The sequence below is a fragment of the Peribacillus sp. TE19612 genome, from assembly GCF_056279465.1.
This window is the reverse complement of the sequence record NZ_JBWCCL010000002.1, coordinates 389,586-413,351: the sequence shown is the minus strand read 5'-3', so window position 1 is coordinate 413,351 and position 23,766 is coordinate 389,586. Positions and strand designations below refer to the sequence as shown.

Below are 23,766 nucleotides of genomic sequence, written 5' to 3'. Positions count from 1 at the left end.
TTCTCTCCTACTCAACGACCGTTATCTTTCCTTTACTATCCAAACTAATTTCATCCCCATTTGGGCAGGAAGTCTGTTTGAGATAGCCTTGACTTTCCAATTCATCGATACTTCCGGGCAGTTTAGCATTATCGATTTCATAAGCCTGCACCTGTGCTTGGGCCATCTTCACGAAAGCTTCACATCCTTTAGACTGGATTGTGGATTGGTTTTTCGTGATATTGGGGATTGTTATAATCAAAAGGATGGATATCACCAGTAAAACAATAAGCATTTCAATTAGTGTAAAACCACGTTCATTCATCACTTTCTTCAACATATCATCATGCTCCTGAAGCATCTGAATACCAGATGACCTTCGGGCATTTTCACCTCCGGAATACAAAAATGAAATCCTATAAACCTTCGAGCAGTGAGAACATCGGCAGCAAAACCGCCAAATAAATGGACACGATCAAAAGACCTATCAGAGAAAACATTAAAGGCTGAATGATTTTCAAGATTGCATTCATTCTCTCTTCAATTTTCTCCAGTATAAAACGACTGTAATGAAGTAACTCGGCATCAAGCCTGCCGTATTTTTGACCATTTGCAGCGACCACCGGTAAATTCCCATCAAAATATGGGAGCTCCCGAAAAATCATTTCAAGTGATCTGCCCTCGATCAGATCATCTTTGATGATATTGCAAAGTTTTTGGTAAAAAGGCTGCTGTTGATTTATCGAGAATAATTTGATGCTATCGTTAATCGACAGCCCTCCGGAAAGCAAGCCACTGAATTGGTTTGCAAAAAAATAAGTTTCGTATAATTTGATGAACGTCCCGAATATCGGAATTCCCATCAATATCCTTCGCTGCCTTAATGGGCATAATCCATTGAACCAAAACCGTTTGAGTGCATACAAGAATAGGAGCAATCCGAGTAATAAGAAGGGGAGTGCTGGAAGAATGAACGTGGAGGCTGACATTAATCTTAAGAGGATATGCTGATCGACATCCATGGTGAAATAGATGGTCTGGAATTTGGGAAGGAGAACACTCTGAAGAATATAAAAAACGATGCTTACAAAAAAGACTAAGAATACGGGATACATCATTAACTTTTTTACTTTATCCATATCCTCGATTCTTTTCTTCCAATATCGCCCTCCTTCTTTCAACGACCGTTCCAGGTCGCCATATTGTTCTCCATAAAATATATAACTTACAAGCTGCGGATGAAAATTAAGATGGGTCAGCACCATGTGCAACGGGTAGCCGTTCCTTAAATCAGCTATAGCCTGAGTGAAGTCTTCCGCTTTTTTCTTTGATTCCTGAAACTCAAGAAAATGTAAAGCTTCCGCCAAAGGATAACCATGATTCAATAATTCACCTAGCTTCGAAATAAAGACCGCCTGCTCTTTTACCTTCCATTTACTTTTTGGTTTCATGGTATACCATCCGTTCATATTCCTGAGCATCCACATAGCCCATCGCAACCGCTTTTCCGATTTCATCCTTTAATTGGCGATAGCTGACCGTTGCCTTTCCTTTTTCATCTCCCATTATCCGGAGTACTTCAGCCAGACTTTTTCCATATAGCAATTCATATACACTTGCCCTTTTATTCCTCGCAGTCATTTTGCAAGCTAAAGCACTGTCCCCTTTACACGGAATACATCGCAATTCAACAAGCCGCTGCGCTGTCACGCCAATCAAAGTCTGTTCAATCTCAAGTAAGCTGACACCAAATTCCAGTAATCTGGAGATGGCGCCCTGGGCATCCCTCGTATGCATGGTCGTTAGTATCAAATGACCGGTTAATGCGGCACGGACTGCGATTTTGGCAGTTTCTGCATCCCTGACTTCCCCAACCATGATCACGTCCGGGTCATGCCTCAGAACAGCTTTTAGGCCGACGGAATACGTAATGCCCGCCTTTTCATTGATTTGGACTTGCAATACCTTTTCAGATACATTTTCAATGGGGTCTTCAAGTGTAATGATATTTCGATTGATCATCTCATGGGCGTGGTGAAGCAGGGAATATAATGTCGTGGTTTTCCCACTGCCGGTCGGGCCGGTAAATATGAGCATGCCATGGGAATGCTTCAGGAGTGCAATCAATTTTTGAACGGTGTTTGGAAATAAGGATAACTGTTCTAGAGGAAGGATATTCTGTTGGGGTATTAAGCGGATGACCAAACTTTCGAGATGGGCAGTGGGTAAAGTGGAAAGGCGGAGTCCGACCACCTGGTTAGCCAAATTGATAGTGATGGCGCCACTCTGGGGCCTCCTTTTCTCGCCTATATCCATCGAGGCAAGGAACTTCAAATGAGCGATCAGCCTTTCAGCTTCAAAAAATGATAATGTTTCCTGGGGAACAAGCTTATTGTCTATCCTGAATTGGATGAGAGGCCCCTCTCCGCGAAAAAAAATGTGGATATCCGATGCCGACTCCACGATGGCACGGGTTAGTATTTTTTCTGCGGTCTTTTCAATCGATATCAATTCATTCATCACCTCCTATGTTTCTTGTTGTATTGATTCGACAATCCACGACAAATTCCTGCTTTAGAATAAAAAAAAATTCCCGAAAAAACTTCGAGAATCATCTCACATGCTCATTTTCAAATCAGGCCTCCGGGAAACCAAATTTCTTAATGCATCTACGTTATGGCCAATGACCAGTTTTTCCCCGTCTATGAGAATGGGCCTTCTTAATAACTTCGGTTCTTTTGTTAATAATTGGATGACATCAGAAAGCATCATTTCGTCAATATTAACTTGTAAGTCTTTGTATGCTTCACTTCTTGTCGCCAAGACTTCATCAAGTCCTTCCGATGTCAATTCAAGAATTCTTTTCAACTCTGCTACAGTTGGAGTCTCTCTGAATAAATGTCGCTCATCGAAGGAAACTTGATTGGCGCTTAACCATTTTTTTGTTTTGCGGCAAGATGTACAACTTGGATACGAAAAGAAAGTTAACTGTGGCATACTAATCACTCCCCGTTCACATTTTGTATACATTTATAGTCTATACAATCATTGTATAACATTTGTATAATTAATGTATACATATTTGCTTTATAAAACCGTTTTAAATGTGAACGTTTTTTAAACTAAAGAGTGTTTACTCTTTCTCTTATTCCATTTTTTTCTGCCTGCATTATAATGGACATAGGTAAACTATGGAATAGCAGGAGGGTGTAATGGAACAAACGTTAAAAATAACAAACGTGTTAGCTGATCCCACCAGATATTATATATATCAGCATATAGTGAACAACCATGGTGATGTATCGGTACAGGAAATCGCCGATTCATTCAACATCCATCCAAATGTTGCCCGTCTACATTTGTCGAAACTTGAGGATATCGATATGTTGACCTCGAATTCCCGAAAGACCGGGAAAGGCGGTCGCCCAAGCAGACTTTATCGATTATCTGACAAAGTCATACAGCTTCATTTTCCATATAGGAATTATCAGCTGCTTGCAAAGATTGCCGTCCAGTCTATGATGACATTAGGGGAACAAGGAAAACAGGCTCTTTATGAAACGGGAAAAGTATTCGGGGAGGAATTGATCAATCAGCAACTAGCCCTGAACTCGACATCGGTAGATCGGCTTGCTTTTGCGGAAAAAGTCAACATGCTTAAAAATGCGGCTACCATTGCAGGGTTATCTCCCGAAATACAAGCAAGCGAAGAAGAAAATAAAATATCCTTCCGTATCTTCAATTGCCCGTTTAAGGAAGTTACTGAAGTCGAGCCAGGAACAATCTGCTCCATGCATAATTCATTTTTAAAAGGTATGTTCGAAGCCTTGTTTGAGAATGTCAATATTGTGGAAATAGAAAATATGATGTCCAATTGTGCAGCATGCTCATACCAGGCTTCGGTTCTCACATAGAAACAAAAGGCATCCTTTACATTACCTTACAATTTCATTTATAATTATTTAGAATGTACACGACTAGACATAAGGAGGGATTCGGATGGAACGCATGTTCAGAGTATGTGGATTTTGGACAGGAATTATGGCCATTTTCTTTTATCTTGGCCATATGCATCAAACGTCTTTGCTTTTCTTTGCACAAACGATCTTTTTTGTACTTTTAAGTTATTTGAAATTATCTGAGCGCATGTATATTTATGTTTTCGGCGCCTATCTTACCGTTTTCTTTGCAGGATTTTCCTACTGGAGCGTATTTATGATGACTCCGGGTGCTGCGCATTAAGAACAAGCAATATTACATAACCCATGAATTTTGATTCATGGGTTTTTACTTGTCACCATTCAGGAAAGATCCTTACATCATCTGCTAAATTCTTCGATTGAAGCAACACTTTGAAATGTTCACTAAATCCCCCAGGAACGATTAGCCCCCGGATTGCCCGATTACGCTTTGCCGTTTTCGAGAATGGATCAGTTCCTTGATGGTCCTTCAATTCCTCTAGTATCCCTGCTTTAAGCAAGAATTCATTTTGAAGAAAAAGCCCTCGATTGGAAAGATCCTTTCTTTTTCCAATCTCGATTAATGTGTCAAAATGGATATGTGTCGTCAGATCCATATCACCAGGATACATAAGTGCATCTTTAATCATTTGATGCCGATAATAGCCCCTCAAGCTCCCTTGAAGATGAGCTGGCTCCTTCCATTCCCTATCGGTATAGCCATAATCAATTGTAAGGAGAATACCCGATTCAATACAGGAAACGATCTTCTCATATTCGCGGATCATGTTTAGCGGAACTTCGTATCGTTGTTTTTCATTTAAGGTGATTTTTCGTTCAGTAAGGTAAGAAAGAATGTCAGGGTTGTCCAAAGGTTCTCTCTCTTCTACCAAATCGCCTTCCTTTTCAGTGACGAATACCTCTACCAAGGCTCCCTTATACTTTTCAATGACATACACAGGCAACGCGTCGAAAAGTTCGTTTGAAAAGACGATTCCATTTACATTCTTCCATTTTTCTATACTGGCAGCAGAAACTGCCTGTTTGAATATCCCTAAACGTTCGTGCTGAATCTTTCTATGAAATGGACTGCCATCCACAAGAATATAAGTCAAAGAGTCCCATATCTGCGGTTCCGTTTCTTTTATGTAAACGAGGATGTCATACGCCAGTTTACCGTCCCCTGCCCCGACCTCGATGATTCTTGGTGAAACTCCGCATCTTTTTATCAAATATACGAACCATCTCGCCAGTGATCTCCCAAATGCATCCCCAACATTGCCAGACGTATAAAAATCCCCTCTTGGGCCAATCTTCTCTTTTGCACGTGCATAGTAGCCTATATTCGGCGTATATAAAACAGCATCCATATAGTCATTATAGGAGATTCTTTTTTGCGGGCTTCCTGCAATCAATTCCTTTAAATGATTTTTCAACACAATAGCCTCCGTCTCCATGATCTTCCATCTTATTATAAAACACAGTAAATAAATTTTTTAACGACATTCATACAGAAAACAAATTTAAAGTTCACAAAATGTTCAAATTTCATCTCGCAGTTATAACAGTGCATCCACAAAATGAATTTAATAATATTACTTCAGAGGAGGTTCAAAAATGCACATTGGGGAAGACCCTGTTTTTTTATATTCAGTATAGTTGCGGAATTGACCCATTTCAATATTTTCACATAATTAAGAACTTAAAAAAACAGGTGCCATAGCGGCACCTGAAAAAGTAATTATCTCAAAAAGGGATTAGTATTCTTTTCATCCAGAATCGTCGTGACAGGGCCATGACCTGGAAAAACGATAGCATCATCAGAAAGTGTCAGTAGCTTCTTTTCAATGCTATTTAAGAGCAATGACTCGCTTCCGCCTATTAAATCGGTTCTGCCAACGCTTCCTTGGAACAAGACGTCCCCAGAAAAGAGGAGACGTTCGTCCTTCACATAATACGAAACGCTCCCTGGTGAGTGTCCAGGGGTTTCGAATACTTCGAAAGTGAATCCTCCAATAGTAAGCTCTTGCTCATTTGCCAAGATGTGATCGGCAGGCTTCATTCGCATTGGACTTTCAGGGAACCAGTTTTGAGAACCATTCAAAGCGGGATCAAGTAGCCACTTGGCCTCTTTTTCATGAATATATGCAGGGATTCCATAATGGTCCCGAATAGCATCCAGAGCACCGATATGGTCAAAATGTGCATGTGTCAATAAAATCGCTAAAGGCTTTAAATTTTTTGTTTGTATGTATTGTATGATTTTCTGCGGCTCTTCACCCGGATCGAAAATGATGCAATCCTGTCCATCGGAAACTACATAACAATTCGTTTGCAGCGGGCCTAGAGGAATTTGTGTCCATTTCATTTCCATCAACTCCAATATGATTTTCTATCTTTATCTTACACTAATTAAGCTGCTAATGTTAATCCAGTTTACTCAAGTCATAGAAGTGTCACCTATTAAACCTCGACAAATAATTGAAAAAATATTAAGATATTAACAAATGCAATCTTTTCTACATATTTTTGGTAGTTGCTTTATTCTCTGGGTATATTATTAGGGATTAGGTATTCATTACGAAAAAAGGGGGTTTTGACATGATATTAATGGTTGTTTTCGGACTTGTGGCTATATTAGGAGTAGCAGCTGTGTTTACCTCATTAAAAAAGAGAAACTTCTTAGGATTCATTTTTGCAGCCGGCAGTGCAGTCGTGTTTGGCTGGTTCACTGTCATGACAGTCATCAACAGCGGTTTTCCTGTTGCCCATTGAAGAAAAAAGCTCGCCATCCGGCGAGCTTTTGTTTTAGGTTATCATGTTTGTTTGAACAATCTTTGTATTTGATGGGTTTTCATATCAATGATTTTCTCAAATTGATATCCATATAAGCAGAAGTTGCCATCAAGCGAACAGCTTAATGGTTCATTTTCCATGTCCTTCATCAATTCTTCTTGTGTGCCTTTTTCCCAATTTAATTTAGTTAAGGTAAACCTTCCCTCATATTGGTCCGCATCTTTTGATTCATTAGGAATAAACGTTATGAATTCCTTGTTTTTTTCAATGAAATCATAGGATGGAATGACCCAATCTGAAAAGCTTTTCAATAGTGGCACGGAAAAAGAGTGGATCGGCTTGTTTGTTGGATCATAAAATGCATATGTACCCCGATCTTGTTTTTCTGTCTCCACTTGAATCGTCATCAGCGCTTGCTTCATTTTTTTAAAGTGAATGACATCGAGCATAAGGCTGTCTGCCCCATCCCCATGCAGCGCTTTTTTTTCTAGGGGAGCCGTCAAAGCAGGTTCTTCTTTGTCCCAATCCAAAAACATCAAGTCATTTTCACTTGCCCATTGAGCAAAGGGCTGCGGAAAGTCCAGAGTTTCCATAGTTTGTTCATCTGGATTCAATACATAACTGCTGTATGTCCAATCTTCATAAAAGCTCGATACAAACAACCGGCCATCTTTAAATGAATTCCACTCATAAGCTAATTCATAGGCTGGGATCGCCACGGAATACAGTGGATTCCCCGTTTTATCGAGTATTGTGATTGATGCTTTATCCGATGAGGTAAAGGACGACAACAAAATATGCGTACCAGACGGACTGATCGATACTTCAGAAAACGCAAAAGCCGGCTGATAGAAAACGGAAGTTTCATTCGTTTCCAAATTCCATGCCATCAACTGGGATAATTCATTACCATCCCGCTTCACAGAATATAAAATGGTTTTTGAATCCAGCCATCCAAAAATGGCTTCGATTTTTTCCGTTTCTGCGGTCGGGACCTTTAAATTGCTTACTGAAGTTTCCTGGTTAGATTGGGAGTGTTCTTTTTCCGAATCATTTACGGGTTTACTAAGGTCCTTGGAAGGCTCACAAGCCGAGATAAGAAGGATAGTGGAGATAAATAATGGGACGAAACACAACATCTTACAAATGGAAAGCCGCATACAAAGTGCTGCTTTGGATACTTTAATCTCCACACACCTCCCACTTCAAAACTAAAACGCCTGGCATATGTGAGCGAGACATTAGAAAGAGAGTAAGGATTAACCAATCGAATCCTTACTCTCTTTCATTATAAAGTAAAAAAGAGAAAATGTGGCGGATAATGATCTTATATTTTTTTGGAAGTATATTCCTTAGGGGAATGCATCACATATATAGTCCTGCCATCAAAATCTTGACGGAATCTTCATATATACCAGGCAAATGGGATAGCGGAAGCGGATTGATGCCCTTTCCCAGTTCGATTGTAAATCCACCGCGTTTGAATTCCTGAATGAACCAATCTTTATACCCAGCATGGCTATCAACGTATTTTACGGCCCGATATCCGCTGCGCTCCTCAAACTCCCTCGCAACATTCGCTGCCTGTTCAGGTTCATGTCCCTCATATCCCCAATAGAATTCTTTTCCCTGGGTGTGAAGTGCAAGCACTCTTTCAAAATTCCGTCTTATTGCCAGCTCCTTCATGGCCAATGCTTCTGGTTCTGATAATGCGGTTTCTCCTGGAAAATCCCTCGGGGCAGGGGCTTTTGGAATCTTTCTGCGCTTTTCAACCTCCCAGTTAGCAGGATATTGGTTATTCAGATCTACACCGCGGATATTGGCTTTCCAAGCATAAAAGGCAGGATTGCCATTATTTATTTTTAAAACATCAACCTTCCCCTCTGCCGCCTCCTCCCCCTTTAGGACAAGGTCGACTCCATCCGGATTCACCATTGGAACCATCGAAATGGACATATCCCGGTAGTACGGCATACAGTCCATTCCGCAAAGTGTACGATCATTCGTTACGGCCAGCAGAAAATCATTCAGCCATTTCATCAAAACAGCCGTAGTGATCCATTCATTAGCGTGGAATGAACCGTTATAATGTATGATTTTTTCACCTTGACCGATTCTTACCTCAAGGAGTTCTTTTCCCAACACACTCTTTCCGACCGATTCAACCTTAATAAAGGGGTAATGACAAGATAGAACATCAAGATCGTCAAGAAGTGATTGATATTCGTAGGGCTTGTCGGTGACTATCACGGGATTCATCACCCGGATGGGTACGGAAAAAGGCTTTTGTCCATCTTGATTCAATAATACTATCCCATCGATTGGCAGGTGATATTGTAAAGCGATTTCGGCAAACTCGATATCTAACCGGGACTCTTGCTGAACAATGTATCCAGGTATCTGTACTTCGATGCCATTTGGCAAAACACCGCCAGTAATGGCCGGATTGGCATCCTCAATCAAAACCCGGGGAATTTGGAACAATTGACTGTAATATGCCAAATCATCCCCGCTTCTGCTCACAACTTTCATTCAGCCTCCGCCCCTTTCATTGTTTTATCTTTATGAAGGGAAAAACAGAAAGATGTTCAGGAAGTCTCTTGTTTCATAAATGTAAGGGGTACTGATTTCCCTGAAAAAGCGAAAAAACCTGGATTGCGCCAAGTATCAGTAGACAAACTCGCTGAAAATCACCTACAGTTTTTTAGGGTTTGTGCAATTTGAACGTCGATTTCCTCTTCAGGCACTCGCTTTCCGCGGGCGGTCCGGGAGCCACATCGGCGCCTTTGCGCCTGCGGGGTCTCCCCTGGACACGTTTTTCCCGCAGGAGTCTCGCACCTTGCGTTCCAATCAACTTTGTTTTAACTTTTAGATAGGACACGATTGTCTACCGTCTTTTTTTTAGTATTAAAACTTGATATCGGCTTGAAATGATTACTTTAGTTTGTGGTCGGCACGATAGTAACACGAGATATGGCAGGAATATCCTAAAATTCTATAGCGAAAAAGTTGATTGGAAGAGTTGGAAAACCGGAAGCTGTTGTCGCACGTGCAGCTTATAAAACACCTGCGATTACCAAGTTACTTATAATAGTGAGTATCAATCACCGAAACATAATTGCACAACAAGTTCTTTTTTGAGCACAATGTACGGAAAGAAAAGATCATCAAAAGTAGTGACACGTCATAATTGGCAAGAATAAGCGGAAGAATCACGAGAGGTCAACTGTTTCTCTATACCTGCTTCAATTCCAATAAAGAATCAAAAGGAAACCAGGATTGCACCAGGTTTCCTTTTTCAAGGCTGCTCATAAAATCGGAGCAAATCCCCGTAAATGATTTTGTCGGAGTAATCAAGCTCCTTCTTTGCCTTTTCCAAATACTTCTCACATGAATCCTTTGCAGTCGCCGCTCCGGTCTTTTTATCATAGCAGGTATCCATCGTATAGAGGTAATCCTTCGTGATGAAACTGCTATCGCGAAGAACGGTGAATTCTAATTTTTCTTCGGAAAATAGATCTTTGCCGAATTCAATATAATCATCATTTTCAATTCCCAATAAATGAAGGAGAGTCGGCCTTACATCAATTTGGCCGGCAACGGTGGAAATCGTTTTTCCCTTCTGTCCGGGGACATGTATGATGAGCGGGACACGCTGAAGCTGGATCGATTCGAAAGGCGTAATTTCCTTCCCAAGGAACTGGCTCATGGCAGAGTTGTGATTTTCAGAAATTCCATAATGGTCTCCGTATAGAACAATGATGGAATCCTCATATAATCCATTACGTTTCAAATCGCCGATAAACTGTTTCAAGGCTTCGTCGGTATAACGTACGGTCGGAAAATACTGATTCAATGTTTTGGAATTCGAATCGTAAGGTTCCAATGTCCGGTCTTCATCTTTCAAAGTAAATGGAAAATGATTGGTTAACGTTATGAACTTGGCATAAAAAGGCTCAGGCATCCTTTTCAAGTGAGAAATTGATTGCTTGAAGAACGATTTATCATTCAAACCCCAATTGATGGAATTGCCTTCAGACACTTTGTATTCATCACTATCATAAAACCGTTGGTACCCAAGAGAATCGTACATTATGTCACGATTCCAAAAGCTTTTATTATTGGCATGCAAGGAAGCCGTATAGTAACCTTTTTCCGTTAAGATTTCAGGTGTGGCTTTGTATTCATTTTGGGCATGAGTGAAAAATACTGCACCTCTACCTAAAGGATAGAGGGAATTCTCAATAATGAATTCTGAATCGGATGTTTTCCCCTGGCCAGTTTGGTGATAAAAGTTATTGAAATAATAGCTATCTTTAATGAATTGGTTCAGAAAAGGAGTGATTTCTTCCCCGTTGACAGTTTTATTGATGACAAAGCTTTGAGTGGATTCCAATGATATAAGAATCACATTTTTGCCTTTTGCCAGACCATAAAGTTCATCATTAACTTCTTTTTGATTGGCACGGACATAATTTTCAATTTCCGACAATTCACTGCCATCAGCAAGTGCACGTTGAGCTGAGGATTTCGTCTGTAATATTGCATCATAGAGGTGATAATGGTACGTACCGATATTCTTAACGAGGATTTCGCGGTCAAACGTTCTTGTCAGGAGTTCAGGACGCGCCGCTTCCGCTAAAGCCAAGTTAAAAAATGTCACTCCTAAAGCCATTAACAAAAAGAATTTACGGTCCTGGGGATTGTATCGACTTTCATGGAATGTTTTTGGTTTGTATTTCAGAAGAAGCATCAAGCACAGAATATCGGCAAAATACAATAGATCACTCGGATTGATCAATTCATGTACACTGCTTCCAAGGTCGTTCATATTGCTCGTTTGAAAAAGAACGGGAATGGTTAAAAAATCATTGAAAAAGCGAAAAAAAACAAGATTGGCAAAGAGGACGAAGGTGATGAAAAAACTCATGATCAATAAGTATGCCGTCCGTCCATTTTCTTTTAAAAATAGATTCACGCCAAGTATAAGTAAAAGGAAACTGACAGGATTGATGAATAGTATGAACTCCTGGATCCAATTATCAATATCTATCTTAAAACTTGTTTTATAGGCGATATATGTTTTAAGCCAAAGTGAAATCAATACGACCCAAAACAATGAATATCCCTGTTTTTTGAAGACCCTTTTCAATCCTGGTCCCTCCTCATCGAAGAAGCGCTGGAGCTGCGATCCAGAGCGCCTCAATAATGGGTCATGGTTCTCCCCCTCAAGAGGGGGGAACCATCTTTGAAGATCCATCTTTTTTTCTTATTACCCTGATTGCCAGAGGGCAGCATGGAATCACGTATTCATTTGGCTTTTAATGAGCCAGGCTGCACCTATTACCCCTGCATCATTGCCTAGAGTGGCCAGGCTGATTTTCGTTGATTTACTAACCCGTTTGAATGCATACTTTTTGAATGCAGAACGAACGGTATCAAGCAAAATGTCCCCCGCTTGTGAAACGCCCCCGCCAATGACGATTTTATCTGGATTCATGACATTCCCAACATGTGATAGTGCCAGCCCCAAGTAATTGCCTACCTTATCCACCACAGCTTTGGACAAGGGATCACCTGCTGCAGCGCATTGGAATAACAGTTTGGAAGTAACCGTATTCCCCTCTTCTACTTTCTGCTGAAGCAATGACTTTTCATCGGCGGCATTCAAGGCTTCTAAAGCCATACGGACGATTCCCGTTGCCGAAGCAACCGTTTCCAAACAACCAGTCTTGCCGCAATTGCATGGTGCCCCTCCGTCCGTTACGACCGTTATATGCCCTACTTCCCCAGCAGCTCCACTGGTACCATGGACGATTTGGCCATTATGGATGATTCCGCCTCCTACACCCGTTCCGAGAGTGATACAAACAAGGTCTTTGGCTCCATTACCGGCACCTTTCCACATTTCTCCCAAAGCTGCCATATTGGCATCATTATCGATCACAGCTGGAAGAGCTGTCTCCACCTCCAATAAATCTTTTAAAGGATAGTCCTTCCAGCCAAGATTGACGGCTTCATATATGGAACCGTTAACAAATTTCACAGGACCGGGAGCACCCATTCCTATCCCTACTATCTTACTCTTCGGTTCATTAAGTTCCACGAGCTTCGCATCAATTGCTTTGGCTATGTTAATCGTAATGTATTTTCCCTTTTCGGAGATGTCCGTGCTGATTTCCCATTTATGAATGATCTCTCCGTATAAATTGATTAAAGCCAGTTTGGTAGTTGTACCGCCTAAATCCACACCCATCAGCCACTTTTCCATCATTCTCACCTTTTTTATCAATTTTTTTTCTGTTTTTCCCTTTCAAGAGACAATTGCTGCCTGATTAAAAGAATCGCCATTTGATAATCTTTCGTATCCATCATCTGCATACGGTGGAGTTCCCTTATTTCGGCCTCCATCAGTTCAAGCTCGGCTAAGCGATCGCCAATATAGATAAATGTACCAAATCTTTTCAAGTATTGTTGAAGATCATAATATGTTTTCATAGTAAACCTCTTTACTCTTTTCTTTAGGAAAGTATATCGAATCCGCACCTTTGTAACAAGCGCCCATTTCCTCTTTTGATAATTTCCCCATCCCCCTCATACATGTCCAACTGTATTCATATGATGAAATATCAAGAATGTGGACTCCTTTGATTTGATTTAACAGCTTAATGATTTTAAACCATTCATCACGCGTGAAAACGGAGGGGAAAAATGAAAGTACAATTGAAGTATACCGTCTTTTTGGTTTTAACCACCATTTTTGTCATCCTTTATTTATCAAATCATAAACGGACAGAGGAAACCATCATTTTTTTTCCCATCGATTCCTCGCTCCATTTTGAACATGCTTCCACCAACCTGACACCTAAAGGTACCGGGAATTCCACCTATACCATCACTTGGAGGGTGGATTCTACGTTGGACCAGCCTGCTTACTTACGTCAGGACGTATCGCTTTTATACAAAAATGGAAAATTGGCTGGAGCTTTAAAAAATTGGCGCCAAAATAAACAAGAACTCTCTCAAAAAGCGAAATATAAAGAATCCGAGAGTGGGCGTTATGAAGCTGTAACGTTTCATTATGCCGAGGTTCATCCAAGTGACACCATTTTCACCAGTGCCCAGCAGCTCAGTAAAGATAAACTCTATACAGTAACGACACCGGTTTTTCAATTTTTCCACCGCCCCCTTTCAGAAGAACAGATTCAGTGGAAAAAAACGCTGGACGGCTTGACAGATCAAACGGTTCGAAATGGTTTGGAGAAAGCCGGGCAAGCCTTTCAGGTTAATCTCGATCAGTACAAAATCATTTCTTTAACAGATCTGCCTTCAAAGAAAAATCAATGGCTTGCTGCCTTCCCCCAATTCAAACGGGAAGAAATTGTGGGAAAACTATGGGAAGGACTATATAAAAATTATGTGTTGGGAGTAAAAAAGGAGGATGGCTCCACTGTGAGTCCACAAGGTAGCACCATCCCCCTATTGCTTATGGCGAAGAATCAAAGGGAAATACTAGTCTTGTTTACCCTGAAAGACGGTACCCCAATCATGCTGCGTCAAGAGTTATAGTTGCTTTTCGATTTCTTCCAGTAGTTTAGTGTATGACTTATTATCCGGGGCAAGCTCAATAGCCTTATCAGCTTGCTCTTTAGCTTGATCGAATGATTCGAGATTCATGTAGACCAAGGCAAGATTGTAATGGGCTTCATGCAAATCCGGATTACTTTCAAATGCTTTTTCATAATAATCCCTGGCCTTGTCTATGTCCTTTTTATCAAAAGATAAATTTCCGAGCATAAAGAGCGATAGCGGTGCATCAGGATTTGACTCCACATATTTGAATAGCATCTCTTCCGCCTTATCTTCTTCATCATCATCAATATACTTTTGGGCCAGCATTGCCATGGTATTATCATCGATAGCTGCACTTTCCTGATGATTGAATCCAAATTGCAGCAGGGAATAGGTCAGTATTACCGTCCCGATCAGAAAAGCCAGCTGCCGAAAGATATTCCTGGATTTTGGCAGATGGACCACTCCAGCGGCCAAGAACCCTCCGATCAAACCTCCGATATGCCCTGCATTGTCAATTCCCGAAACGGTGAAACCATATATTAAGTTAATGATGATCAACACGATCACCGATGAGCCCATCGAGCGCATGAATAATTTCGGATAGACGATGCCAAAGTACAGAAGTGCCCCAAAACAGCCAAAAATGGCTCCGCTCGCTCCTGCGGAAAGGTTCGGGGTCATGATGAAGCTGCCTAGGGTTCCAGCGAAACCAGCGAATATATAGATGAAAAGGAACCTGGCATTACCATAAATCCTTTCAACTTCAGCACCAATCAAATACAGCGAAAATGTATTCATCAGTAAATGAATGAACCCAATATGGACGATCATCGGTGTAAAGAACCGCCACCATTCCCCTTGGATGATATAAGGGGAAAATTTAGCGCCAAACTCAATCAAAATCTTGGAATTGGTGCTGCCCCCATTAAACTCCATCAAGATGAACACTGCTATTTGTACCGCCATGAATATATATGTAAAGATTGGCTTATTGGCATTTTGAAATACCTTCTGTTCGGCCTTAGCCTTTTTGACTGACTCCGAGATGGCGTTCTTCTTTACTGTAAGAACCTTTTCCTCATCTATTTCATTTTCCTCAAGAACTTGAATTGAAAGTGGTTTTTTCAAAACATGTTCAAGGTTTTGCAGCGAAACATGAAAGTTCTCACAAGTTAGAAGGAACGTGTTGACATTCGTTTTTTTAAAGGAGGCCACCCGTGAACTAAAGTCGTGATCATCGACCGGGGCGAATTTACTAACATAGATACTTAATATGTTTATGGGCTTTTTGTATAATTTCCTTCGGATTCTTTCCCCATTCTGCAATGTTCGCTCGATATCGCGTTTCAGCCAATTAGCCCAATCCAAATCATGGCGGATGAGTCTTATGACTGGAAACTCCTTATTCTTATCGCTCTCAAGCCAAATCTCCTGATGGTTTTCCGTGACTGTGATCATTCGATAATCGTAATGGGCAGACAACTCCCTTATGGTTTCCCAAAAAAAATAATCCTCTTTAAATCCCAATGCCTTCCCCACTTTCCAATAAAACTTAAGCTTCTAAAATTCCTGTTCTTTAATTAAAACTATAGACGAAATCATGTAAAAAGTAAAAAAGGAGACTGTTTTCCCGCTCCTAAAAAATAAAAAAAGGAACCCCTGGTCAGGTTCCCTTTTCAAAATGCCGGCATCCTCATTTAGTCTGAGTGAACATGCTTTGCATCATTTTATCCCTGAACATTGGCATATCCAAGGATTTAGTCACTAGAAATCTTCTCAGTATGCCGTTGGACAGCGCAACATTTATCAGGCGGTACCGGTTTTTGTAACCTGCATAAACAGCTAAACCAACCAAGAAAATTTGAATAATTAATCGAAGCATAACAATCCCTCCTATCAATAGTGTGATACAGGATAGGATTTTTATGAGCTAAAAGTGATAATTATTGAACTTCTTCTTAATGGGCGTACGTGCGTATAACCCTGGATGGGGTAATGAGTATGCCCACCGCTAGATCATGTACCTCTATCGGGAGTTCATCCATTAATTGAAGCTCGTATGTAAGGGCCAATGTATCTCCTCGGTAATTAGATAGGAAACGGTCATAATAGCCCCCTCCAAAGCCTAGGCGATACCCTTCCTTGTTAAAAGCAAGGCCGGGTACGATCAATGCGTCCAATTCCTCTTTGCAGGCCTTGACTGTTTCAGCCACTGGTTCCAGCAATCCGTAATAAACAGACTCGAGCTGATTGAAGGACGAAATTTTTTTGAATTCCATTGTCTTTTTTTCAGGATCACATTTTGGTACAGCCACTACTTTTCCTTCGCTCCATGCTTGTTCGATGATCCGTACCGTTGGGACTTCAGGCGGAATGGAGATGGTGATGCCAATGGTATCAGCATTTTTCCATTCCTCCAATGCAAATAAGTTTTCAGCGATTCTGTTGGATAGTTCTTCATGTTCCTCTTTAGTCAGCTCCATTAAACGGGACCTAACTTCTTGACGGAGCTTATTCTTGTTTTCTCTCATCTCTTCCGACTCCTTTAGTCTACTTCTATCATTATCTCATAATATTTGTCCATTTACGAAAATACGGTGTCGGAAATCGCCGAATCATTCGTGCATTCTGGTGAAAATATTCACTAAAGGAAAGAGAGAAAAGAAGGACTTAAAAAATGCATAAAAAAAACAACAGGAAAAATCCTGTTGCTTACTTTGTTTCACGGTGAGTCGTGCTGCGTTTTTCTCTTGAGCAGTATTTTTTAAGCTCAAGACGGTCTGGATTGTTACGTTTATTTTTTTTAGAAATATAGTTACGGTCTCCACATTCAGTGCAAGCTAATGTAATATTCACGCGCATTGTGTATTTCCCTCCAAACATATTGACATTTTCACATAGGACTTTTCTATAATATCATTATTCAATGCGAATTGCTAGTATGTTTTTCGGGAAATCCAACATAACTTTTTCGTATTCTTAATTGTTTACGTTTTGCATCGTCAGGAGGAGTTGATTATTTATAACTTTCGCTTCTTCTTTCGTTTCGGCATGAATGACCCAAGCCACAGCTTCCACACATTCTTTCGGTAAGATTTCCGTTTCTAGCGTAAACACACTGGTAACTTCCCCTTTGGCGAGCGGTGAATAAGCGAGGAGACCTTCTTTCAATGATTTGAAGCATCCTTCTTGATAAAGGCTTCCCTTACCTTGGATGCAATATTGAGAGATGCTTTTTCCTTTCACCAATCCACCCAATAAGGCAATCGATTGAGGGGCTACATGTAAAATCGCCCGTTCATTCGGGCTGTAAAAAGCCACCGCCTGCCTTTCGAAAGCGTTTTCATAGTGAAAAAACACTTTTGGGCGCTTGGTCTCGAATGAGGTATTTCTGATCGTGAACTTCGAAAAGGTCACCTGCCCTTGGGTATACGTCTGTGAAAGTGTCCGGATCTCTCCATTAGGATGACTCATCATATCCTCCTCAGGATACCAATCAAAACTCTCATCCATCCATAATCCAGCCTTTAATCCCTTACGAAATAATTCCTGGTTATCCTGTGGCATATAAGCGAATAGCGAATTCATATAATCATCCCTTCCCCTTCTTTTATCTTTATATTACTTATCGTTAGGCGCTGACAGTGAAACTATCCACTTTAAATTCTGCACACCATTTTCTTATAGGTTCATTGATTTTTAACAATTCAAAATATTTGGTTTTTTCGATTTATTCTATCTTTATGTTAGCACTGAATTGGCTGATGGACAATAAACACATTTTGTCGAATTTTATGTACGTTATCTCTCAAAGGTTTTTTTCCCATTTTCATGCCTAATTTTTTTTCATCAACGACGGTCACATCGCTTTTCGACAATATTTGAAAAAAAACAGACAATAAATAAAGTTTACTGCCTACTTCCGAAAATATAAAAATATGAAAATCCCCCAATTTTTTTCGAATATGTTTAAAATATAAGTATATTGTCGAAAATTAGCTTCTGAGGTGAAAACATGGAAACACTTATCGTCCTTCTTTTTTCATTAGCGATCGTCCTTCTCATCATTTCCTTTTTCGGTAAAGATAAAGTTGCCAAATTAGAAGAAGATTTAGAACAGATGACACTAACGTATATGCAGGATATCTACCAATTAAAGAAGAAGGTGAAGGTTCTTGAAGAGGAATTCGTTATCCAGGACGCCCCTGTTCCCTCTGTAAAGGAGCAATCAACTGTCACTTCCAATGATATCGAACCCATACATGAGATTCTAAAAAGCCAGGTTCTATCTTTATATAGTCAAGGTCTCACTTTGGACCAGATCGCTAGACAATCCTCGTTAACGAAGGAACAAACCATTTCAGTGATCGAGCAGCAAAGATTGCGGGGTGAATGAAAATGAACAAAGCAAGACTGCAAGGTCTTTCCGCCGGCATCATTTTTACAACAACAATCTTCGCTGCCTTTTATTATGGCACCGGAAAGTTCGAAGGCACCACTCCCACTGCGGGGGAAGCTAAGGAATTGCTCGTAAAGAAGGGATTCGTCGTTACACTTCCTACCGAGGAAGCTAAAAAGACCGTCCAACCAAAGGATCCGGTTTTAATGGAGAAGGAAGCTTCAAAAGAGGCACCTTCCATCGTCACCTATACAATTAAAGTGAAAACGAATATGACCACAGCCGAGATTGCCGATCGCCTTTCCAAGGAAAAAATCATCGATGAAGCTGCTGAATTTGAAGCGTACATGAATGACCGGGATTTCTCGAAAAAAATACAAATCGGCGAGTTTGTTGTAACGAATAATATGACATATAGACAATTGGCCAATACTTTGACACATTAATGAATAAGAGAGACTTTTAAATGGACTATGTCCGAGAAAAAGCCTCTCTTTTTTCAATTAGGATAGGTTCATTCATTCCTGCTGATATATCTCCCTCTTACAAGGAAATAAATATTCTCTGCGATATTCGTTGTATGGTCCGCTGTCCTTTCCAAATATCGAGCAATTAGGGAAAGCTGCGTAACCTGCTGAAGGTTTTTTTCATCTGAAAGGCGAAGGAGACTTCGAATCATTTCTCCATAAAAGCGATCAACCTCATCATCCATTTCAATGATTTCTCTTGAAAGAACAACATCTTCCTTTTCAAATGCTTCTATTGAAAGTCGAATCATCTTTAATGTAATATCATGCATCTGCTTTAATGGTGTTAAAGGCAGAATAAATGGCTGGTCACCGATTCGGATCGCCGATTTGGCGATATTCACACCAAAGTCCGCCATCCTTTCAATATCCGAGGCGATTTTTATGGCAGCAATGATACGCCTTAAATCAATCGCAACCGGCTGTTGCTTAGCAATCAGTAAAATCGCAAAGTCATTTATTTCCTCTTCCAGTAAATCAGCTATTGTATCATCATCAATAACTTCAAGAGCCTCATCTACATTATTGCTTTCCAGTGCGGCATATGATTTTGATATGGCACCTGAAGCTAAATTAGCCAACTTCACGATTTTCTCTTGCAGCTCTTTCAATTGAAGCTCGAAATTTTCACGAACGATCATTATCGCATCTCCTTTTCTCTTAACCGAAACGTCCGGTAATGTAATCTTCTGTTCTTTTATCATTCGGATTAGAGAAGATGGTATTTGTATCAGAATATTCGATGACTTCCCCATTTAAGAAGAAGGCTGTTCTATCAGAGATACGTGCTGCCTGCTGCATGTTATGGGTAACGATGATGATGCTGAAATCCTTTTTCAGTTCCTGGACCAATTCTTCTATTTTCAACGTGGATATCGGATCAAGGGCAGAAGTAGGTTCATCCATTAGAATGACATCTGGTTCGATTGCCAAACATCTGGCAATACAAAGGCGCTGTTGCTGTCCACCTGAAAGTCCATATGCATTTTCATGCAGACGGTCTTTCACTTCATCCCAAATGGCTGCCCCTTTTAAACTCTTTTCGACTATCTCATCAAGAATTTTTTTATTTTTAATTCCATGGATCTTTGGTCCATATACAACATTTTCATAAATGGATTTAGGAAAGGGATTAGGCTTTTGGAAGACCATCCCCACCTGTGTCCTTAAATCTTCCACCTTATAGGACTGATCAAGGATATTCCTGTTCCTATATTTAATCTGTCCTGTCGTTTTCACATCCGGGACTAGTTCTATCATTCGGTTCAATGTTTTAATGTAGGTGGATTTCCCACATCCTGAAGGCCCTATGATGGCCGTCACTTCATTTTGGTGCATATCCAGATTAATATTTTTCAAAGCATGGTTTTCTCCATACCATAAATTAAGATTGGATGTTTCATACACCTTTTCCGTCAAGGCAGCTGATCCGACATTATCGATTTCGATAGCCGGTGACTCTTTTTCTCTCGTTAAGGTCATATTCATGCTTCCTTCCTCCTATCAGTATCTTTTCTGGAATTTATTTCTAATCATAACGGCTATTGAATTCATGAATATTAACAGGATGAGTAAAACGATGATTCCCGCGGCAGCAACCTGCTGGAATTCCTCCTGCGGGCGAGATGTCCAATTATAAATTTGCATTGGCAGCACTGTAAATGTATCCATGACCGTTTGAGGTAAAAAGGCGATGAACATTGGTATGCCAACCACCACCAATGGCGCCGTTTCACCGATTGCCCGTGACAAAGCAAGTATTCCTCCAGTTAAAATGCCAGGTATCGCAGCAGGCAGGACCACTTTCAAAATGGTTTGCCACTTTGTTGCACCCATTCCAAACGAAGCTTCCCTTAAATCACGAGGTACGGCACGTATGGCCTCCTGTGCAGAGACTATGATGACCGGGAGAACGAGTAGGCTCATGGTCAGGCCCGCTGCCAATATGGACCGGTCCAAGGCAAGAGCACGAACGAAAACCGTTAAGCCCAGTAGTCCAAATACTATTGACGGGACACCTGCCAGATTGGAAATATTCACTTTGATAAAAGTGGTGATCCAATTCTTCCTCGCATATTCCTCTAAATAAATGGCCGTTCCAACACCGAGCAGCAGGGAAACCGGGGCCACCACTACCATCAACCATATTGAACCGATCAGCGCTGCCTTTATACCAGCCTCTTCAGGTTTCCTGGAAGCGAAATTCTGAAGGAAATCCCCATTCAGACTACCAATTCCTTGAGTGAATATCCGATAAAATAAGATGGCCAATACGAGGAGGCCAACCAATGTTGCCAAGAAGAATAATCCTTTACAAATCGTGTTAACAGCAAGCCTAGCAGGCATTTTTTTTGCAACATGACTTTTGTTTATCAGTTTCATGACTTAATATTCCTCCCTGAACTTGCGAGAGATGAACTGCGCCAGTAAATTCATGATAAGCGTAAAGACGAACAGTGTCATTCCAACCGCATATATGCTGTAGTAAATCGTTGTCCCATACCCTGCATCCCCCGAACTGACCTGAACGATATAAGCGGTCATCGTTTGAATCGATGAAGTGACATCCATGCTCATATTTGGGGTTGAGCCACCGGCAACACTCACAATCATGGTTTCCCCGATCGCTCTGGATAAAGCAAGAACGATGGATGCCACAATTCCAGAAATGGCTGCTGGCAATACCACTTTAATTGTCGTTTCGAGTTTCGTTGCTCCTAAAGCATACGCACCTTCACGGATCGACTTCGGTACTGATACTAGGGCATCTTCCGACAAAGAAGCTATCATCGGCATGATCATGATACCTACAACGATTCCAGGACTCAGGGCATTGAACATGTCAAGGGAAGGAAATAAATCCCGCAAAACCGGTGTTACAAAAGTTAAGGCAAAAAAGCCATAAACGATAGTAGGAATCCCAGCTAAAACTTCTAAAATCGGCTTGATGATTCTCCGTGTTTTCTCTGATGCATATTCACTCAAGAAAATGGCTGTTGCAAGACCTACTGGAACTGCAACCACCGCTGCTATGACTGTTATCTTCAACGTTCCAACAATAAGGGGCATAATCCCATAGGAAGGTGCAGATGCAAATGGCAGCCATTTTGCTTCCGTAAAAAATTCGACGATGGATACTCTGTCAAAAAAGATGAATGTTTCAAATATAAGGGTCAGGATGATCCCGATTGTAGTAAAAACGGAAATTGCCGCCGTAAGGAACAAAAGCTTAGGAATGACTTTTTCCATATTGATTTTTTTCTTACTTTTCTTTTCCAGAATCATTTGCTGTACAGAATAGGTTTCTGTTTTTCTAAGTTCCAACTTGCATCCTCCATTTCAGACACGCAATATTTGGATTTACAAGCTGTTACCCCCGCCTTAATCGAGTCAAGGCGGGATTTCAATAGCCTGTAATATCGTTTATTTTTCCAATTCCTTCAATTTATCAAGATCTTTCTGGTACTCTTCTTCCGGCAGGCTGATATAACCCACTTCTTCTGCAAGCTCTCCTGCATTTTCAATGACGAATTGAGTATAATCTGCAACTTGTTCTTTTTCAGCTACCGATTTATTAGCTACATATGTGTAAAGTGGACGTGACAATGGTGCATACTCCCCACTTTTAATCGTTTCATGCGTTGGCTCTACAGCACCTTTGCCGTTGTCGATGGAAATGATCTTTAACTTATCTTTATTTTCAGAGTAGTAGGCATAACCGAAGAATCCAATCGCATTTTTATCACCTTCTACACCTTGTACAAGAACGTTATCGTCTTCTGAAAGCGTAGCATTTTCCACCATTGGTTTTTCTTCAAGGATCACTTCATTGAAATAATCATATGTTCCTGAATCTGTTCCCGGAGAGTAGAATTTAATTTCTTCGTTCGGCCATTCAGGACGTATATCAGACCATTTCTTCACCTTTCCATTATCAATCCACAGTTTTTGAAGTTCTTCAACTGTTAGTGAATCGATGAAATCATTATCTTTATTGGCAACGATCGAAATACCGTCAAATGCCAGTTTCAATTCTGTATATTCAACACCCTTTTCATCAAGTAAGGCAGTTTCTTCTTCTTTCACCGGGCGGGATGCATTGGCTAGGTCCGTATCACCAGCGATGAATTTCTTGAATCCCCCACCTGTTCCTGACGATCCCACTGAAACCTTCACATCAGGCTGTGTAGCCATATATTCTTCCGCAACTGCCTCCATGATCGGAAAGACCGTTGAAGAACCATCCGTAATAACTTCGCCCTTGAGTTGATCTGAAGCCGCTTCATTTCCTTTACCGCTGTTTGAAGTATCATTAGATCCACATCCAGCTGTCACTGCGATTACTCCACCCATTACTGCGGTCATAGCCATAAATTTGAAACGTCTCATTTGTAAATCCCCCTAAGAATTTTATATGAATATTTTGTCCTACTCTCACATCATACTTTCAGACTGTAAATTCCGTTTAAAGCATTTGTAAATATTCAGTAAATAATTGTGTTTATTTTGTAAAGGTAGTCAAAGTCTTTAA

27 protein-coding genes are annotated in these 23,766 nt (G+C 40.6%); 6 read left to right on the top strand and 21 right to left on the bottom strand.

Annotated features, from left to right (window positions below):
• Positions 1-7: 7 nt before the first annotated feature.
• The 4 genes from comGC to ACZ9AO_RS05310 form a co-directional block, all read right to left on the bottom strand.
• Positions 8-319 (bottom strand): competence type IV pilus major pilin ComGC, encoded by a 312-nt coding sequence (gene comGC / locus ACZ9AO_RS05325; RefSeq protein ID WP_048688337.1) that lies wholly within the window; start codon positions 317-319, stop codon positions 8-10.
• A 76-nt stretch (positions 320-395) separates the two neighbouring features.
• Positions 396-1,430, bottom strand: coding sequence for a competence type IV pilus assembly protein ComGB (gene comGB, locus ACZ9AO_RS05320; RefSeq protein ID WP_476108609.1), 1,035 nt, complete (start codon positions 1,428-1,430; stop codon positions 396-398).
• Positions 1,414-2,499: a competence type IV pilus ATPase ComGA gene (gene comGA / locus ACZ9AO_RS05315; protein WP_375541173.1), complete on the bottom strand. Its 1,086-nt coding sequence runs from the start codon at positions 2,497-2,499 to the stop codon at positions 1,414-1,416. The genes comGB and comGA overlap by 17 nt, the downstream gene beginning before the upstream one ends.
• Positions 2,500-2,595: 96 nt before the next feature.
• A complete protein-coding gene (locus ACZ9AO_RS05310; RefSeq protein WP_048682187.1) occupies positions 2,596-2,976 on the bottom strand; it encodes a Spx/MgsR family RNA polymerase-binding regulatory protein in 381 nt (126 codons plus the stop codon).
• Between the two features lie 215 nt (positions 2,977-3,191).
• On the opposite strand from ACZ9AO_RS05310, the gene ACZ9AO_RS05305 reads away from it, so the two are divergent.
• Positions 3,192-3,893 carry a helix-turn-helix transcriptional regulator gene (locus tag ACZ9AO_RS05305; RefSeq protein WP_251540935.1) on the top strand — a complete coding sequence of 234 codons (702 nt, stop codon included), beginning with the start codon at positions 3,192-3,194 and terminating at the stop codon, positions 3,891-3,893.
• An 85-nt stretch (positions 3,894-3,978) separates the two neighbouring features.
• Positions 3,979-4,221, top strand: coding sequence for a DUF2626 domain-containing protein (locus tag ACZ9AO_RS05300; protein ID WP_034308393.1), 243 nt, complete (start codon positions 3,979-3,981; stop codon positions 4,219-4,221).
• Positions 4,222-4,273: 52 nt separating this feature from the next.
• Here ACZ9AO_RS05300 and ACZ9AO_RS05295 read toward each other — a convergent pair whose 3' ends face one another.
• Together ACZ9AO_RS05295 and ACZ9AO_RS05290 are read right to left on the bottom strand one after the other, a co-directional pair.
• On the bottom strand, positions 4,274-5,374 hold the full coding sequence (locus tag ACZ9AO_RS05295) for a class I SAM-dependent methyltransferase (protein WP_476108608.1): 1,101 nt from the start codon (positions 5,372-5,374) through the stop codon (positions 4,274-4,276).
• A 305-nt stretch (positions 5,375-5,679) separates the two neighbouring features.
• The gene (locus tag ACZ9AO_RS05290; protein WP_476108607.1) at positions 5,680-6,306 is read right to left on the bottom strand and encodes an MBL fold metallo-hydrolase; all 627 of its coding nucleotides are present in this window, start codon (positions 6,304-6,306) and stop codon (positions 5,680-5,682) included.
• A 233-nt stretch (positions 6,307-6,539) separates the two neighbouring features.
• Here ACZ9AO_RS05290 and ACZ9AO_RS05285 point away from each other — a divergent pair, with 233 nt between their 5' ends.
• Positions 6,540-6,713, top strand: a complete 174-nt coding sequence (locus ACZ9AO_RS05285; RefSeq protein ID WP_034308396.1) for a DUF2759 domain-containing protein — start codon at positions 6,540-6,542, stop codon at positions 6,711-6,713.
• A gap of 41 nt (positions 6,714-6,754) precedes the next feature.
• Here the strand turns inward: ACZ9AO_RS05285 and ACZ9AO_RS05280 are convergent, their stop codons facing one another.
• The 5 genes from ACZ9AO_RS05280 to ACZ9AO_RS05260 all read right to left on the bottom strand — a co-directional run bounded on the left by ACZ9AO_RS05280 (position 6,755) and on the right by ACZ9AO_RS05260 (position 13,232).
• Positions 6,755-7,927, bottom strand: coding sequence for a YqgU-like beta propeller domain-containing protein (locus tag ACZ9AO_RS05280; RefSeq protein WP_289350429.1), 1,173 nt, complete (start codon positions 7,925-7,927; stop codon positions 6,755-6,757).
• 172 nt (positions 7,928-8,099) lie between these two features.
• On the bottom strand, positions 8,100-9,266 hold the full coding sequence (locus tag ACZ9AO_RS05275; RefSeq protein WP_476108606.1) for a M14 family metallopeptidase: 1,167 nt from the start codon (positions 9,264-9,266) through the stop codon (positions 8,100-8,102).
• A 766-nt stretch (positions 9,267-10,032) separates the two neighbouring features.
• The gene (locus ACZ9AO_RS05270) at positions 10,033-11,886 is read right to left on the bottom strand and encodes an LTA synthase family protein (protein ID WP_476108605.1); all 1,854 of its coding nucleotides are present in this window, start codon (positions 11,884-11,886) and stop codon (positions 10,033-10,035) included.
• Positions 11,887-12,036: 150 nt separating this feature from the next.
• Positions 12,037-13,008 carry an ROK family glucokinase gene (locus ACZ9AO_RS05265; protein WP_476108604.1) on the bottom strand — a complete coding sequence of 324 codons (972 nt, stop codon included), beginning with the start codon at positions 13,006-13,008 and terminating at the stop codon, positions 12,037-12,039.
• 14 nt (positions 13,009-13,022) lie between these two features.
• Positions 13,023-13,232 (bottom strand): YqgQ family protein, encoded by a 210-nt coding sequence (locus tag ACZ9AO_RS05260; protein WP_053535705.1) that lies wholly within the window; start codon positions 13,230-13,232, stop codon positions 13,023-13,025.
• A gap of 213 nt (positions 13,233-13,445) precedes the next feature.
• On the opposite strand from ACZ9AO_RS05260, the gene ACZ9AO_RS05255 reads away from it, so the two are divergent.
• Complete coding sequence (locus ACZ9AO_RS05255) at positions 13,446-14,303, top strand: hypothetical protein (RefSeq protein ID WP_251540965.1); 858 nt, start codon at positions 13,446-13,448, stop codon at positions 14,301-14,303.
• Here the strand turns inward: ACZ9AO_RS05255 and ACZ9AO_RS05250 are convergent.
• The 5 genes from ACZ9AO_RS05250 to ACZ9AO_RS05230 all read right to left on the bottom strand — a co-directional run bounded on the left by ACZ9AO_RS05250 (position 14,298) and on the right by ACZ9AO_RS05230 (position 17,897).
• Entirely contained in the window at positions 14,298-15,836 is a 1,539-nt protein-coding gene (locus ACZ9AO_RS05250; protein ID WP_476108603.1) for a rhomboid family intramembrane serine protease, read from the bottom strand. The genes ACZ9AO_RS05255 and ACZ9AO_RS05250 overlap by 6 nt on opposite strands.
• A gap of 166 nt (positions 15,837-16,002) precedes the next feature.
• Positions 16,003-16,191, bottom strand: coding sequence for a hypothetical protein (locus ACZ9AO_RS05245; RefSeq protein ID WP_034308414.1), 189 nt, complete (start codon positions 16,189-16,191; stop codon positions 16,003-16,005).
• Between the two features lie 76 nt (positions 16,192-16,267).
• Positions 16,268-16,840: a 5-formyltetrahydrofolate cyclo-ligase gene (locus ACZ9AO_RS05240; RefSeq protein ID WP_476108602.1), complete on the bottom strand. Its 573-nt coding sequence runs from the start codon at positions 16,838-16,840 to the stop codon at positions 16,268-16,270.
• A 181-nt stretch (positions 16,841-17,021) separates the two neighbouring features.
• A complete protein-coding gene (gene rpmG, locus ACZ9AO_RS05235) occupies positions 17,022-17,171 on the bottom strand; it encodes a 50S ribosomal protein L33 (protein ID WP_028391797.1) in 150 nt (49 codons plus the stop codon).
• Between the two features lie 117 nt (positions 17,172-17,288).
• On the bottom strand, positions 17,289-17,897 hold the full coding sequence (locus tag ACZ9AO_RS05230) for a hypothetical protein (protein WP_034308418.1): 609 nt from the start codon (positions 17,895-17,897) through the stop codon (positions 17,289-17,291).
• 427 nt (positions 17,898-18,324) lie between these two features.
• Here ACZ9AO_RS05230 and ACZ9AO_RS05225 point away from each other — a divergent pair, with 427 nt between their 5' ends.
• Both ACZ9AO_RS05225 and ACZ9AO_RS05220 read left to right on the top strand, forming a co-directional pair.
• Positions 18,325-18,705 carry a hypothetical protein gene (locus tag ACZ9AO_RS05225; RefSeq protein WP_251540978.1) on the top strand — a complete coding sequence of 127 codons (381 nt, stop codon included), beginning with the start codon at positions 18,325-18,327 and terminating at the stop codon, positions 18,703-18,705.
• Between the two features lie 2 nt (positions 18,706-18,707).
• Positions 18,708-19,154 carry a hypothetical protein gene (locus ACZ9AO_RS05220; RefSeq protein ID WP_476108601.1) on the top strand — a complete coding sequence of 149 codons (447 nt, stop codon included), beginning with the start codon at positions 18,708-18,710 and terminating at the stop codon, positions 19,152-19,154.
• Positions 19,155-19,222: 68 nt separating this feature from the next.
• Here ACZ9AO_RS05220 and phoU read toward each other — a convergent pair whose 3' ends face one another.
• The 5 genes from phoU to ACZ9AO_RS05195 form a co-directional block, all read right to left on the bottom strand.
• Positions 19,223-19,876, bottom strand: a complete 654-nt coding sequence (gene phoU / locus ACZ9AO_RS05215) for a phosphate signaling complex protein PhoU (RefSeq protein ID WP_048682139.1) — start codon at positions 19,874-19,876, stop codon at positions 19,223-19,225.
• 19 nt (positions 19,877-19,895) lie between these two features.
• Entirely contained in the window at positions 19,896-20,717 is an 822-nt protein-coding gene (gene pstB, locus ACZ9AO_RS05210; protein WP_048682195.1) for a phosphate ABC transporter ATP-binding protein PstB, read from the bottom strand.
• Between the two features lie 21 nt (positions 20,718-20,738).
• Positions 20,739-21,617 (bottom strand): phosphate ABC transporter permease PstA, encoded by an 879-nt coding sequence (gene pstA, locus ACZ9AO_RS05205; protein ID WP_063594167.1) that lies wholly within the window; start codon positions 21,615-21,617, stop codon positions 20,739-20,741.
• A gap of 3 nt (positions 21,618-21,620) precedes the next feature.
• Positions 21,621-22,520 (bottom strand): phosphate ABC transporter permease subunit PstC, encoded by a 900-nt coding sequence (gene pstC, locus ACZ9AO_RS05200; protein WP_214773967.1) that lies wholly within the window; start codon positions 22,518-22,520, stop codon positions 21,621-21,623.
• Positions 22,521-22,658: 138 nt separating this feature from the next.
• On the bottom strand, positions 22,659-23,624 hold the full coding sequence (locus ACZ9AO_RS05195; protein ID WP_063594168.1) for a PstS family phosphate ABC transporter substrate-binding protein: 966 nt from the start codon (positions 23,622-23,624) through the stop codon (positions 22,659-22,661).
• Between the last annotated feature and the right edge of the window lie 142 nt (positions 23,625-23,766).

Excerpts from the sequence above, each read along its gene's own strand:
- comGC (WP_048688337.1), bottom strand. The coding sequence starts at position 319 with ATGTTGAAGAAAGTGATGAATGAACGTGGTTTTACACTAATTGAAATG.
- comGB (WP_476108609.1), bottom strand. The coding sequence starts at position 1,430 with ATGAAACCAAAAAGTAAATGGAAGGTAAAAGAGCAGGCGGTCTTTATT.
- comGA (WP_375541173.1), bottom strand. The coding sequence starts at position 2,499 with ATGAATGAATTGATATCGATTGAAAAGACCGCAGAAAAAATACTAACC.
- ACZ9AO_RS05310 (WP_048682187.1), bottom strand. The coding sequence starts at position 2,976 with ATGCCACAGTTAACTTTCTTTTCGTATCCAAGTTGTACATCTTGCCGC.
- ACZ9AO_RS05305 (WP_251540935.1), top strand. The coding sequence starts at position 3,192 with ATGGAACAAACGTTAAAAATAACAAACGTGTTAGCTGATCCCACCAGA.
- ACZ9AO_RS05300 (WP_034308393.1), top strand. The coding sequence starts at position 3,979 with ATGGAACGCATGTTCAGAGTATGTGGATTTTGGACAGGAATTATGGCC.
- ACZ9AO_RS05290 (WP_476108607.1), bottom strand. The coding sequence starts at position 6,306 with ATGAAATGGACACAAATTCCTCTAGGCCCGCTGCAAACGAATTGTTAT.
- ACZ9AO_RS05285 (WP_034308396.1), top strand. The coding sequence starts at position 6,540 with ATGATATTAATGGTTGTTTTCGGACTTGTGGCTATATTAGGAGTAGCA.
- ACZ9AO_RS05275 (WP_476108606.1), bottom strand. The coding sequence starts at position 9,266 with ATGAAAGTTGTGAGCAGAAGCGGGGATGATTTGGCATATTACAGTCAA.
- ACZ9AO_RS05265 (WP_476108604.1), bottom strand. The coding sequence starts at position 13,008 with ATGATGGAAAAGTGGCTGATGGGTGTGGATTTAGGCGGTACAACTACC.
- ACZ9AO_RS05260 (WP_053535705.1), bottom strand. The coding sequence starts at position 13,232 with ATGAAAACATATTATGATCTTCAACAATACTTGAAAAGATTTGGTACA.
- ACZ9AO_RS05255 (WP_251540965.1), top strand. The coding sequence starts at position 13,446 with ATGAAAGTACAATTGAAGTATACCGTCTTTTTGGTTTTAACCACCATT.
- ACZ9AO_RS05245 (WP_034308414.1), bottom strand. The coding sequence starts at position 16,191 with ATGCTTCGATTAATTATTCAAATTTTCTTGGTTGGTTTAGCTGTTTAT.
- ACZ9AO_RS05240 (WP_476108602.1), bottom strand. The coding sequence starts at position 16,840 with ATGAGAGAAAACAAGAATAAGCTCCGTCAAGAAGTTAGGTCCCGTTTA.
- rpmG (WP_028391797.1), bottom strand. The coding sequence starts at position 17,171 with ATGCGCGTGAATATTACATTAGCTTGCACTGAATGTGGAGACCGTAAC.
- ACZ9AO_RS05230 (WP_034308418.1), bottom strand. The coding sequence starts at position 17,897 with ATGAATTCGCTATTCGCTTATATGCCACAGGATAACCAGGAATTATTT.
- ACZ9AO_RS05225 (WP_251540978.1), top strand. The coding sequence starts at position 18,325 with ATGGAAACACTTATCGTCCTTCTTTTTTCATTAGCGATCGTCCTTCTC.
- ACZ9AO_RS05220 (WP_476108601.1), top strand. The coding sequence starts at position 18,708 with ATGAACAAAGCAAGACTGCAAGGTCTTTCCGCCGGCATCATTTTTACA.
- phoU (WP_048682139.1), bottom strand. The coding sequence starts at position 19,876 with ATGATCGTTCGTGAAAATTTCGAGCTTCAATTGAAAGAGCTGCAAGAG.
- pstB (WP_048682195.1), bottom strand. The coding sequence starts at position 20,717 with ATGACCTTAACGAGAGAAAAAGAGTCACCGGCTATCGAAATCGATAAT.
- pstA (WP_063594167.1), bottom strand. The coding sequence starts at position 21,617 with ATGAAACTGATAAACAAAAGTCATGTTGCAAAAAAAATGCCTGCTAGG.
- pstC (WP_214773967.1), bottom strand. The coding sequence starts at position 22,520 with ATGATTCTGGAAAAGAAAAGTAAGAAAAAAATCAATATGGAAAAAGTC.
- ACZ9AO_RS05195 (WP_063594168.1), bottom strand. The coding sequence starts at position 23,624 with ATGAGACGTTTCAAATTTATGGCTATGACCGCAGTAATGGGTGGAGTA.